The following is a 12723-nucleotide window of genomic DNA, read 5'->3' on the forward strand; positions in this document are numbered from 1 at the left end:
TCTCCCCTTGACCGTCCGGCAGGGCCTCCTTAGCCGACCTTGCCGGACCTGACGACCCCCCGTGCCGGATTATTGCCCATCCAGCAGGCGCCTTGCCTCCTCCGCGAGCGGATGGGTGCCGTGCTGCGCGAGAAAGCCGCGCAGCGCATCCGGCCCGGCCAGCCGCGCCCGGTCGAACGCCTCCACCACGTCGGCATCCGTGCCCGCCACCCGCTCCGCCGTGCCGGGCGGGTCGGGGCTGCGACGCGCGGCCAGACGAGCCCGCGCCTCCTCCGCGAAGGGGCTGTCGGGATTGCGGGCCAGAAACTGGATCAGCGCGGCGCTGCTGCCGGCCGCCTCGGCCTGCTCCCAGGCCAGCCGCTCGGATTCGGCAGGCGAGACGAGGCTGGGCGCCATGATCCGCGGATCGGGCCCCTGGGTCATGAGGGATGTCTCCGCAGCGCCGGCCGCCACCGGCCCGACGGACTCCTCCGGCGCGCAACCCGGCAGGAGCGCGGCCCAGAGAGCGAACGGGGCAAGTCGAACGGTCACGGGAATGATCCACAAAAAACAGGATCATCCTGCCTCACGCCTGACGCGGCGGCAAGGCCGTTGTCCGGGCCATGCCCCGACGGTGTCGCGACGCGCTTGCCAAGGGATCATCATCTGAGTTAACGTTGCGGCAGAGAACGACCCATTTCAGGACGAATTGCTGCCGGATCGGCAGGACAGCGCCTTGCGGGCGCGAATGGTTCTTTTGTGTTTCGCGGCAGCGTGCCGCCTGACGGAGCGATCCGCCCTGCGGATCGGTGTTGCGACGACCATTGACGGGACCGCCTGCCGGGGCGCCGGGCGGGGTGGTCCCTTTGCGTCCTTTCGAGGAGACCATCATGGCCCACGATCGCTTGTCCGCCCTGGATCAGGAGGACATCTTCTGGAGCGTTCCGCCCTCCGACACCGATCTTGCAGGGCCCTCCGACATGGCCCTCGACGAGGTGGAGGAGGACGGCTGGACGGGCGCGCTCGCCGTGCCCGACGGGCTGGATGCCGACCGTCTGGCGCCTCCGCCCGACGCCCCCTGGGCCGGGATCGCCATGCTGGAGCCGGACGCGGCCGACGTGACGGTGACGGGTTCGGTCGCGCCGATGAGCGGCTGCGGCTGCCCGTGCTGCTCGCCCCTCGGGCCGACGGGCAGTCCATCGGGCGGCTCGCCCTTCGAGAACGGCAACGGCTCGACCGCCGGCACGGTCGCGCTGACCGGCGTCCAGACCATCGACGCCGTGCTCTGGGGCAGCCGCTGGACCGGGTGGGGGATCAGCTACGGCGATCCGGATTCCACCTTCGACTACCAGGTCGGCTATTCGACCACCTCGGGACATCCGAACTACTTCTCGGGCTTCGGCCAGATCAGCGCCCAGCAGCTGGCCGTCCACCATGCGGTCCTGAACGAGGCCATCTATACCCAGCCCCTTGGTGCGTCCGGCCTGTCGGTGGAGGCCTTCACCAATCTCGACATCACCTACGGCACGCCCGGGGACGGGTTCGTGACCATCCGGGCGGCCAATACCTCGGCCGTCGCGACCGCCCGCGTCGCCGACTTCCCCGAAAACAACATGCATGGCGGGGACGTCTGGTATGGCGGATCGGGGCGCAGCCCCGTGGCCGGCAACTACGACTACGCCACCATCGTCCACGAACTGGGCCATGCGCTCGGCCTCAAGCACGGCCACCAGAACATCAACCGCAACGGATCGGGCGCGCCGGTCCTGCCGGCCGCAACGGATTCGATGGAATTCTCCATCATGACCTACCGCTCCTATGTCGGCGGTCCGGTCACGGGCTATACCAACGAGACCTGGGGCTATGCCCAGACCTTCATGATGTACGACATCCGTGCGCTCCAGCAGCTTTACGGCGCGGATTTCGGGGCCAATGCCGGCAACACGACCTATACCTGGACCCCCACGAGCGGCAACACGGTCATCGACGGGCAGATCGCCATCCAGCCCGGGGGCAACCGCATCTTCGCCACGATCTGGGACGGGAACGGGATCGACACCTACGACCTGTCGGCCTACACGACCAACCTCCAAATCGACCTCGCGCCGGGCGGATGGTCGGTGTTCTCCACGGCGCAGCTCGCCGATCTCGACCAGTTCTCGAGCGATCCGGCCCGCGTGGCACGGGGCAACATCTTCAACGCGCTCCAGTTCAACGGCGACATGCGGTCGCTGATCGAGAACGCGGTCGGCGGGTCCGGCGCGGACACCATCAGCGGGAACGCCACCACCAACACGCTCTGGGGCAACAACGGAAACGACACGCTTTCGGGCCTGTCTGCCAACGACATCCTCTATGGCGGCAGCGGCGATGACACGCTCTTCGGCGGTGCCGACAACGACACCCTGATCGGCAGCGCCGGCAACGACGTCCTCTACGGCGAGGGGGGCAACGACGCGCTCTTCGGCGGCGCCGACAACGACACCCTGGTCGGCGGCGACGGGGTGGACATGCTCTATGGCGAGAACGGCGACGACCGCCTGATCGGCGGGACCTTCGTGGACACTGCCTATGGTGGCGCCGGCTCCGATTCCTTCGTGATGACGGGCGGCGACTTCATCGACGTCATCTTCGGCGGAACGGGCACCGACACGCTCGACATGTCGTTCTACACCTTCAACGCCGTCACCGTGACGCTGCTCGATTCGGGCGGCACCTACACGACCGGCGGGGCCGAAGGCGCGCAGGGCATCGATTCGGTGGAGATCGTCATCGGCGGCAACCTCGCCGATGTCATGACGTCGAGCGTCTTTGCCACCACCGAGACCTTCTTCGGCGGCGGCGGCAACGACACCCTCCAGGCCGGATTCACGACCGACTGGATCTATGGCGGGGCGGGCGACGACCTCATCCGCGTGCTGAACGGCGAGTTCTACGACCACGTCTATGGCGGGGCCGGTAGGGACACGCTGGATCACGGGGCCTCGACCTATGCCGGCACCACGTTCGACTTCAAGCTGGGCGCCATCACCGGGCCGGGGATCAACGGCTCCTCGGCGGCCCTGGACAGCATCGAGATCTATGTGGACGGCCTGGGCGGCAACACGATCATCTCCTCGGGCGGCTCGCACACCTATGACGGCGGGGATGGCGACGACATCATGATCTCCGAGATCGGCGGGGAGACGATGTATGGCGGGTCCGGCATCGACGTGATCGACCATCGCCGGTTCAACGGCGACTACGTCTTCAACATGTTCACCGGCCTGACCAATTACGGCGCCGAACTCTATCTCGACTTCGAGATCGTCCAGATGGGCGAGGGGTCCGACACCGTCACCGGGAATTTCGACGTCAACGTGATCCACGGGAACGGGGGCAACGACCTGCTCTATGGCGGCGCCGCGCGCGACACGCTCTATGGCGGCAACGGCAACGACCGCATGGTCTATCGGACCGGCGAAAGCTTTGACGACTTCTATGGCGGCGACGGCATCGACACGGTCGAGCTGGAGCAGTTCGCCCCGGCCAACTACACCGTCAACCTGACCACCGGCACCTACCGGACGGATCTCGGGCCCCTTCTCTTCACCATCCTCGAGGTCGAGAATGTCGTGGTGGGGGACAGCAACGACACGGTGATCGGCGACGCGGCGGCCAACTCGATCTCGGGCGGCGGGGGCAACGACACGCTGCAGGGTCGGGACGGCAACGACGTGCTCGACGGCGGGGCAGGCGACGACCGCCTCCTCGGCGGGCTGGGGGCAGACATCCTCAACGGCGGCGCGGGGCTCGACACGGCCGCCTACAACACCTCGGCGGCCGGCGTGCAGGTCCGCCTGACCACGGGGACCGGCACCGGCGGCGACGCGCAGGGCGACACGCTGACGGGGATCGAGAACCTCACCGGCTCGGGCTTCAACGACCTCCTGATCGGCAATGCGCAGGCCAACACGCTGCAGGGTCTGGCCGGCAACGACACCCTCCAGGGTCTGGGCGGCGCCGACCGGCTCGACGGCGGCGACGGGGACGACCGCCTCGTGGGCGGAGCTGGCGGGGACACGCTCGTGGGCGGCAACGGCATCGACGTGGCCGTCTACACCAACTCCACCGCAGCGGTCACGGTCCGCCTGAACACGGGCGTGGGCACGGGCGGCGAGGCGGAGGGCGACCGCCTCTCGGCGATCGAGAACCTGATCGGGTCGGCCTTCGACGACATCCTCGCAGGCAACGCGCTGGCCAACCTCCTCCAGGGGGGCGACGGCCGCGACAATCTCCAGGGTCTGGACGGCGACGACCGGCTCGACGGGGGAGCGGGAGACGACCGCCTCACGGGCGGGGCCGGAGCGGACGAGTTCGTGTTCGGCGCCGGCTACGGCAAGGACCGCGTGCTCGACTTCCAGGACGGCGTGGACAAGGTCGACCTGATCGGCGCGCTGACCTTTGCGGGGCTGAGCCTGCAGACGATCGCAGGCGGCGTGCGGGCGGTCATCACGGCCGCGCCGACCGAGTGGATCGATCTGGTCGGCGTCAGCATCGGCGACGTGGACGCCAGCGACTTCGTCTGAGCGCGCAGCGACGGGGGGCCGGGCCGCCCCCCGTCTCAATCCTCGTCGTCGTCGGTGGTGCCCAGATTGGCCTGATGGCGTTCGATCGCCTCGTCGATGTCGTCGTAATAGGTGAGATGGCCGTCCTCGAGCACGGCCCCCGCCTGGCAGAGCCGGCGCAGCTGCATCATCGAATGGGTCACGACGATGGCGCCGGCCGACCGCATCCGTTCCTGGAAGAGCAGGCGGCTCTTGCGCTTGAACGAGGCGTCGCCCACGCTCGTGACCTCGTCCACAAGATAGGTGTCGAACGGGATGCCGATGGAGACGCCAAAGGCCAGCCGCGAGCGCATGCCCGAGGAATAGGTCCGCACGGGCGCGTGGAAATGCGGGCCCAGCTCGGCGAAATCCTCGACAAAGGCGAGCAGCGCCTCGCTGTCCACCCCATAGACGCGGGCGACGAATCGGGTGTTCTGCGCCCCCGTCATGTCCTTGTGGAAGCTGCCTGCGAACCCCACCGGCCAGGAGACCGTGCCGGCGATGGTGATGCGGCCGCTGTCGGGGCGCAGGGTGCCGCCGATCATCTCCATCAGCGTGGACTTGCCCGCGCCGTTGCGCCCCAGAAGCCCCACCGACACGCCGGAGGGAAAGGTGCAGGTGATGCCGCGGGCCACCACCTTGCGGCCGGCGGGAGTGCGGAACGACTTGTGCACGTTCTCGAGCCGGACCATGCCGGAACCCTTCAGCGGCGGTCGCGCAGCGCGTAAATGGCGAGGCTGCCGATCGCCCAGGCGAGGAAGCTGAACAGCGTCACGAGGCCGATCAGGAGGAGGCGCTGGGGATACTCCGCCCGCTCGGCCAGGGTGGGACGCACATAGGCGGCGAGATAGCGGCTGCGACGGTTGGCCTCGGCACGCGCGAGGTCATAGGCGCTGAGCGCCGCGGTATAGGTCGCCTCGGCATATTCGCGGTCCACGCTCAGCCGCTCGAACTCGGCCACCGTGGCGGCGAGGCTCCGCCCGCCCGCTCCGGCCGCGCCGGGACCGAACTTGCGCCGCTCCTCCTCGATGCGCGCCTCGATGACCTGGATGCGGGCCTCGGCCTGGGTGACGCGCGGGTCGGTGGCAGGGGCCGTCTGGCGCAGCATGTCGAGGTCGATCAGCGCCGAGGCAAGCTGGGCCTGGAGCGTGTTGAGCAGGCCCATCTGCCCCTGGATGTCGGCCGTGATGTCCACGAGCTGGTTCTCGATACGGAAGGCGGTCAGCGCCTCGCGCGCTTCCTTGAGCCGCTCGATAGCGCGGTCGAGGTCCTCGCTCGCGTAGATCATGGCATCGGCGCGCGCGGTCTGGACCAGCTCGTTGATCCGCAGCGTGCTTTCCTCGCGGATCGCCTCGGCGACGGCGCGCGCGTCCTCTGGCGCAAAGGCCAGCACGGTGATCTCCATGAGGCCGGAGGAGGCGTCATAGGCCACACGGACCATCCGGCGCCAGTAGGCGGTCAGGTCCTCGATCGTGCCGTCGGGGTCGAGACCGAAGACGGGGTCCTCCTCGACATGCCGCGACCAGAGGCTGCGCAGATCCAGGCGGCGGTCCACCAGCTCCACGATTTCCTGGCTGCGCACGAATTCGTAGAGGATGTCCGAGTCGCGCCCCCCGCTGCTGCCCAGCCCCAGCCCGGAGCCGAGACCGCCGAGAAAGTCGGAGGCGCTGGCGATCTCCTCGCTGCGGACGCTGAAGCCCAGACGCGAGGCGTATTGGGGCGCGGCGCGGGTCTCCAGATACCAGACGGAGGTGGCGACGGGCACGATCACCATGAGCACGAAGGCCAGAAGAAGCCCCCAGTGCCGCGGGCGGACGCGGGCCGGGCCGGCGGCCGGGAGGACGCGGATGATCGTCGGCTGCGGCGGCGGAAGACCGGCGGCCCGCGCCGCCCGGCGAGCGCGTCGTTCGCTCCGTCCCGGAGCGAGGGGCTCATCGGCGGCGGGCTTGTCCTCGACGGCGCTCATCGCAGTTCCCCTCATGCGGCTCCGCAGGCCGGTTCATCGCTGGCCCAGGCGGTCGGCCAGCGCGTGGATGCGGTCGTTGCGCCCCTGACGGCGCAGCAACCCGTCGCGGACGCCTTCCCACATTAGGCGCCGGTACACGGTCCGCTCGGCCGGAGCATAGTGGCGGGCGCGGCGCGACCACAGGACCAGATACCACAAGAGCGCCGCGGGGAACACCATCGGACCGGCGGCCGCCCGCGCGATCCCGACCCCGTTGCGGCAATGGTAATAGACCTTCCAGAGCGGGCGATAGGCCGCCCCCGGACCCAGGGTGGCGCAATCGTGCTCGAACCGGACCTGCGGCAGAAAGCGCATCCGGAAGCCGGCGCGCCGCAGCCGCAGGGAATAGAGCACGTCATCCCCGTAGAGGAACACGCCGCCATCGGGCAGTCCGGCATCCTGACGCGCCGCACGGCTGACGAAGAAGCCCACGAAGGAGGCCACGTCGATCTCCGCCGGGGCGGCCGCGGGGTCGAGCGCGGCGTCCGGCAGGTGAAAGCCCTTGCGACCGCCGCGCAGGATCGTCCGCAGGAAGGGACCGGCATGCCAGAAGGGATTGCGCGAGGGGCGGTTCATCTCGCAGGGCTCGCCCGAGGGGGTGAAGACGGCCGCGGCCAGCGCCCCGACCGCGCCGGGTCCCCTGGCATCCGGGTCGAGCTCCGCGACGGCCTGACGGAAGGCGACGATCGCGCCGGGGAGCGGGCGCGCGTCGTCGTCGAGCAGCAGGCACCAGTCGGGGTCGCACAGGCGCGCCGCCTCGCGCAGGCCCGCCTCGAAGCCGCCCGCCCCGCCCCGGTTCTCCTCCAGCCGCAGCACGGAGAGCCGCGCATCGTCGAGCCCGGCCAGAAAGGCTCGCGTCTCGTCGCGCGAGGCATTGTCCACCACGAGAACCCGGTCGAGGCCCTCCTCGGCCAGCAGACGGCGCAGGGTGAGCCTGAGCTGGCGGAGGCGGTCGTGGGTGACCACCACGGCGGCAACGGTCACAGCGGCGGGCATCCGAACACGGGCGGGGACCTGCGCGCGCCCCAGGCGGCCAGAAGCGCGGCGGCGGCATCGAGGGCCTCGCGGACGGTGCGGTCCATGTCGAGGTAGCGATAGGTTCCGAGCCGGCCGAGAAAGGTGACGTTTCCGCCCGCCTCCTCGGCCAGCGAGACATACTCTGCCAGAAGCGCCTTCTCCCTGGCCAGACGGATCGGATAGTAGGGGATGTCTCCGGCCCCGCAGGCGCGCGAGCGTTCGCGGAAAAGCACGGTGCCCTCGTGGCTCTCCCAGGGGGCGAAGTGCTTGTGCTCGGTGGTGCGGGTATGGGGCACGTCGGGATCGGCCTCGTTCATCACGGCGCAGCCCTGCCAGTCGCCCGTGTCGCGGAATTCCTCGAAGTCGAGGGTCCGGTAGGGCAAGGGGCCCAGGGCATGGCCGAAGAACGCATCGAGCGGTCCCGTCCACAGGACATGATCCCAGTCTCCGGCCCGGTCCGGGACAAAGGCCGTGCCCAGATGGACGTCGATGCCGGGATGGTCGAGGATGCGCTCGACCAGCGCGGTATAGCCCGCTTCCGGCATGCCCTGGAAGCGATGGAAAAAGTAGTTGTCGTCGTAGTTGAAGCGCAGAGGCAGCCGCGCGAGGATGGTGGCCGGCAGATCGGTCGGCGCGCAGCCCCACTGCTTTTCGGTATAGCCCTTGAAGAACGCCTCGTAGAGCTCGCGCCCCACGAGGGAGAGGGCCTGCTCCTCGAAATTGGCAGGGTTCTCGATGGGCTCGGCCCGGGCGGCGACAAAGGCCCGCGCCTCGGAAGGGCGCATGGCGCGGCCGAAGAACTGGTTGATGGTCAACAGGTTGAGGGGCATGGAATAGACGCGCCCCCGCACGGTGGTGCGCACCGAATGCCGGTAGGGCCGGAAGGTGGCAAAGCGGCGGAGGTAATCCCACACCCCTTCGTCGTCGGTGTGGAAGATGTGCGGACCGTAGCGGTGGACCATCACGCCCGTGGCGTCATCGCGCTCGGTATGGCAATTCCCCGCCACGTGGGGGCGGGGGTCGTACACGACCACCCGATGGCCTGCCTCGGCGAGTTCGCGTCCGGCCACGGCGCCGGACAGGCCGGCTCCCGCCACCGCAATGCGCAGACCCATACCCTGCCCCTCTGCTGCCGGCCCGGGGCCGGGTAGCGCAGAACGGCGCCGGGCTCAATGGCGCGGACCGTCCCGGCGCTCACAGAAAGTCGAGCGCGTCGGTCACGCGGTCGAGCGATCCGGCCCCGTCGAGCCGCAGCCGGTCGTCTCTGCCGAATTCGAACAGGACATCGTCCCCCTCGAGCCGGGCGAACCGCGCCGTCAGCACCTCGGCGGAGAGCCGCGCACCGCCCCAGAGCCCCGGGTCGAGCCACACGGTCTCGCCGGGCTGCCAGTCCGGGATGCGGTCCCGACCCGACCGGAACACGAAGCTGTCGATCCCGGCTCCGCCCCGGAGAAGGTCGTCCCCCCCGCCGCCATCGAGCCTGTCCGCTCCGGCACCCCCCTGAAGGTGATCCGCGCCGCTGCCGCCCTCCAGCCGGTCGTCGCCGGCACCGCCGCTCAGACGATCCGCGCCCCCGCCGCCGGTCAGCCGGTCAGGGCCGGACTGACCGGACAGCCGGTCGTCGCCCGCCCCGCCCCGGAGGCGGTCGCCGCCGCCGCCGCCGCGCAGCAGGTCGCGGCCCGCCCCACCGTCCAGGTGATCGTCCCCCTTGCGTCCGCGCAGGACATCCGCGCCTGCCCCGCCCCAGAGCCGGTCGGCGCCCCCGCCGCCCTCGATCCGGTCGTTTCCGTCCTCGCCGCGCAGGCGGTCGCGGCCGGCCTGCCCGCGCAGCAGGTCGTCGCCCGATCCTCCGCGGATCTGGTCGTCGCCGCCGCCGCCGGCCAGGATGTCGCGCCCGCTGCTCCCCGACAGGATGTCGTCTCCTCCCGCGCCGCGCAGGCGGTCGTCGCCCTCCTCGCCCTCGAGCCGGTCGTCGCCCGCCCCCCCCTCGAGCCGGTCGCCCCCGCCGCCGCCCCGCAGGCTGTCGGAGCCGTCGGCCCCCCGGAGCGTGTCGTCGCCCTCTCCGCCCCACAGCGCGTCGTCCCCGGCCCCACCGTCCAGCCGGTCGTCGCCGTCATCCCCCGAGAGCCGGTCGTCGCCCCCCTCGCCCCAGAGCAGGTCCCGACCCGCCCCTCCCCGGAGCCGGTCGCCGTCCTCTCCGCCCCAGAGGCTGTCGTCGCCGTCGCCCCCGTCGAGATCGTCCGCTCCGCCGTCGCCCCAGAGGCTGTCGTCCCCGCCGCCGCCCCAGAGGCTGTCGTCGCCGTCGCCCCCGTCGAGATCGTCCGCTCCGCCGTCGCCCCAGAGGCTGTCGTCCCCGCCGCCGCCCCAGAGGCTGTCGTGGCCCGTCCCGCCGCGCAACCGATCGGGGCCCAGCGCCCCCCAGAGCGTATCGGCCCCCTCCTCGCCACCAAGGGCATCCGCTCCGTCGCCGCCGCCCAGGCGGTCGTCCCCCGACCCGCCCCACAGGATGTCGTCGCCGCTCCCCCCGTCCAGGAGGTCATGCCCTCCGTCGCCCCAGAGCGTGTCGGCGCCTGCTCCCCCGTCGATCCGGTCGTCCCCATCCCCGCCCCAGAGGCTGTCGCCCTCCTCGTCGCCCCAGAGCCAGTCGGCGCCGCTCTCGCCATGCAGGCGGTCGGCGCCCCATCCGCCGCGCAGATGGTCGTCGCCGGTCCCGCCCCAGAGGGCATCCGCCCCGTCCTCGCCCCAGAGGCGGTCGTGGCCGTCGCCGCCCCACAGCAGGTCGTTGCCCGCTCCGCCCCACAGAGCGTCGTGACCGCTTCCCCCCTCCAGCCGGTCGGCGCCGCCGCCGCCCAGAAGCGTGTCCGACCCGCCCCGGCCCGCCAGCCTGTCCGCGCCCGCCGAGCCCAGAAGGCGGTCCGCCCCCTCCCCGCCCGTGCCGGCGCGCGGCGGCGGCGGCGGACGGGCCGCGCCCGCCCAGGGCGGCGCTGGTCGGGGCGCGGACAGCACCCGGTCGGCACCGGTCGCGCCGCCGGGAAAGACACTCCCGAGCGACAGCTCCGCCCCCTCGGCCGGGCGCAGCACCAGGACCTCGCCGCCATGGGACAGCCGCAGGCTTCCGCCGGCGAGGGGCATGACGCCGAGCTGCCCGGCGCTGCGCAGTCCGGGCCAGAGCGAGAGGTCGAGCCGGTCGAGACCGGGCTCGAAATCGGCGATCGTGTCCTCGGCTCCGTCGGCATCGAGCAGGAACAGGTCGGCGCCGGACCCGCCCCAGAGCGTGTCGCGACCCGCCCCGTCGCGCAGGATGTCCGCGCCAGCCCCCCCGGCCAGCCGGTCGCTCCCGCGTCCGCCCAGAAGGAGGTCGTCCCCAGCCCCCCCCTCCAGCGAGCCGCCGCCCGGCGGCGCGGCGCGGGGCGGCGCGAGCGCCCCGGACTCGAAGCGCAGGCGCGTCAGGCCGCTGTCGGACCCCGAACCCGCCACGATGTCGAGCCCGCCCCCCGCCGCCCGGACGGCCAGGGCCGCCACGTTCGCCAGCCCGCCCGCCGGACCGTCGGCGAGATGCGCCCGCGCGACCAGAAGCCCGCCGGGCAGCACTTCCAGGACGGTGAGTCCGTCATCGGCCCCCCCCGCGACCACGAGGCTGCGCCCGGCGATCGTCGCCACGGCCAGCGCCGCGATCCCGCCGAACCGGCTGCCCAGATCGTCGAGCAGATGGTCGCGGACCGCGAGCGTCCCGCCAGGCCCTACCGACAGAACGGAGAGCGAGCCGGAGCCGGCAGCGCCCAGGAGCAGAAAGGTCTCGCCGCCGATCCGCGTCGCCTCCAGCGCGGTCGGGGCGGAGACCCAGAGACCCCCTTCGACGCCGATCCGGCCCGCTTCGCGCAGCGCGCCGGTCGGGCCGACCGACAGAACCAGGAGAGCCGGCCGCGGTCCGGCCAGGGCAGCACAGAGGAACGTCCCGCCCCCCGGCAGGGTCGCCTGCGCCAAGGCTGCGACGGCCCCCTCGGCCGCCAGGAGACGGCTGCCTGCGGTCTCGCCGGCCGCCGCGACGCCGAGGCGTCCGATCCCCCCGCCATCCGTCAGTCCGCCGAACACGGCAAGGGTGCCGTCGGCCAGACGGACCGCCTCGGGGTCGCGGAGGTCCGCGCCCCCGAAGGAGGGCGGCGCCCCGAGCGCACGCAGTGGCCCGAGACCGCCCTGCGGGTCCAGCGGATGCAGCCCGAAGGCTCCCCCCCGTCCGCCGCCGGTCAGCACCCCCCACCCGTCGCCCTGCGGGAAGAGCGCCACGGACCCGCCGGTGCCCGCCTCCCCTCCGGCGGGGCGAGGCGCCGCTCCCAATGCCGACAGGCCCTCGCCGCGAAGCTCCCAGACCGAGACCGTTCCGCCCCCGCGCGTGGTCGCGATCAGCCGGTCCGCGGACTCGCCGGGGGCGTCGAGCAGAGCCAGCGCCGGAACCGGCCTGCCTCCGGCGGCGCCGGGATGGCGGAACAGCACGCGCAGGACCGGCATCGCGGCCTCCCTCGGCTCCCCCCGGGGTGCGGGGATCTCGGGAGACGAGGCTGGGCGCGGGTCCGCGACGGGACCGGCCGGCGGCGCGGCAATCCCGCGGCGCTTGCGGCCGAGTTGACTCGAATGCCCGGGGTTCGGAGCGGCCTCAGAGCGGGCCGAGCGCGTGCAGCCGGATCAGTTCGGCCCGCAGCGCCCGACCCAGCCGGTCGCGCTCGGCCGACAGGCGGTCCTCGTCGCAGACCAGCCGCGCCAGGCGCCTCTGGGCTTCGGCATAGGCCCGGAAGAAGTCGCGGTCCCAGGTCAGGTCCGCTGCGGCCGCGGCCGCGCGTGCGCTCGGCAGGCCCCAGAGATTGACCCAGGCCTCCTCCGGCAGGCCGAGCCGGTGGACGCTGTGGCCGGGACTGGCGACATAGAGGGGGCGCGCGCCCACGGCAAAGGCGTCGAGGAGCTTTTCGGACAGGTAGAGGGGCTGATGGGTGTTCTCCACCGCCGAGACCAGGCGCGCGCGGAGGTCGAGCCGCTCGAGCTTGTCGGCATGCCAGTCCTCGAGCGCGAAGCGGTCCCCCCCCCAGCCGCGCCCGTCCCTGAGGATGCGCGCCGGGTCGGGGGCGGGAAAGGCTTCGGCCAGCC

7 protein-coding genes and 1 pseudogene are annotated in these 12723 nt (G+C 71.9%); 1 reads left to right on the forward strand and 7 read right to left on the reverse strand.

Annotated features, from left to right (window positions below; all coding sequences use genetic code 11):
- Positions 1–69: 69 nt before the first annotated feature.
- Positions 70–423, reverse strand: coding sequence for a hypothetical protein (locus tag GT358_RS15205; protein WP_166583493.1), 354 nt, complete (start codon positions 421–423; stop codon positions 70–72).
- Positions 424–869: 446 nt separating this feature from the next.
- Between GT358_RS15205 and GT358_RS16880 the strand changes: the two genes are divergently transcribed.
- A complete protein-coding gene (locus GT358_RS16880) occupies positions 870–4547 on the forward strand; it encodes a M10 family metallopeptidase (protein ID WP_166583494.1) in 3678 nt (1225 codons plus the stop codon).
- Positions 4548–4582: 35 nt separating this feature from the next.
- On the opposite strand, the gene GT358_RS15215 is transcribed toward GT358_RS16880, so the two are convergent.
- The 6 genes and pseudogenes from GT358_RS15215 to GT358_RS15240 form a co-directional block, all read right to left on the reverse strand.
- Complete coding sequence (locus GT358_RS15215) at positions 4583–5257, reverse strand: ABC transporter ATP-binding protein (protein ID WP_166583495.1); 675 nt, start codon at positions 5255–5257, stop codon at positions 4583–4585.
- Between the two features lie 11 nt (positions 5258–5268).
- Positions 5269–6531 carry a sugar transporter gene (locus tag GT358_RS15220; RefSeq protein ID WP_243730928.1) on the reverse strand — a complete coding sequence of 421 codons (1263 nt, stop codon included), beginning with the start codon at positions 6529–6531 and terminating at the stop codon, positions 5269–5271.
- A gap of 33 nt (positions 6532–6564) precedes the next feature.
- On the reverse strand, positions 6565–7554 hold the full coding sequence (locus GT358_RS15225) for a glycosyltransferase (RefSeq protein WP_371416311.1): 990 nt from the start codon (positions 7552–7554) through the stop codon (positions 6565–6567).
- On the reverse strand, positions 7551–8702 hold the full coding sequence (locus GT358_RS15230; protein WP_166583497.1) for a UDP-galactopyranose mutase: 1152 nt from the start codon (positions 8700–8702) through the stop codon (positions 7551–7553). Before GT358_RS15230 ends, GT358_RS15225 begins: the two co-directional genes overlap by 4 nt.
- A gap of 79 nt (positions 8703–8781) precedes the next feature.
- Positions 8782–12093 (reverse strand): calcium-binding protein, encoded by a 3312-nt coding sequence (locus tag GT358_RS15235; protein ID WP_166583498.1) that lies wholly within the window; start codon positions 12091–12093, stop codon positions 8782–8784.
- 145 nt (positions 12094–12238) lie between these two features.
- A pseudogene (locus tag GT358_RS15240) lies at positions 12239–12723 on the reverse strand (hypothetical protein); the annotation flags it as partial.

The sequence above is a fragment of the Rubellimicrobium sp. CFH 75288 genome (assembly GCF_009904055.1).
GTDB lineage: Bacteria > Pseudomonadota > Alphaproteobacteria > Rhodobacterales > Rhodobacteraceae > Rubellimicrobium.

Excerpts from the sequence above, each read along its gene's own strand:
- GT358_RS15205 (WP_166583493.1), bottom strand. The coding sequence starts at position 423 with ATGACCCAGGGGCCCGATCCGCGGATCATGGCGCCCAGCCTCGTCTCG.
- GT358_RS15220 (WP_243730928.1), bottom strand. The coding sequence starts at position 6,531 with ATGAGCGCCGTCGAGGACAAGCCCGCCGCCGATGAGCCCCTCGCTCCG.
- GT358_RS16880 (WP_166583494.1), top strand. The coding sequence starts at position 870 with ATGGCCCACGATCGCTTGTCCGCCCTGGATCAGGAGGACATCTTCTGG.
- GT358_RS15235 (WP_166583498.1), bottom strand. The coding sequence starts at position 12,093 with ATGCCGGTCCTGCGCGTGCTGTTCCGCCATCCCGGCGCCGCCGGAGGC.
- GT358_RS15215 (WP_166583495.1), bottom strand. The coding sequence starts at position 5,257 with ATGGTCCGGCTCGAGAACGTGCACAAGTCGTTCCGCACTCCCGCCGGC.
- GT358_RS15230 (WP_166583497.1), bottom strand. The coding sequence starts at position 8,702 with ATGGGTCTGCGCATTGCGGTGGCGGGAGCCGGCCTGTCCGGCGCCGTG.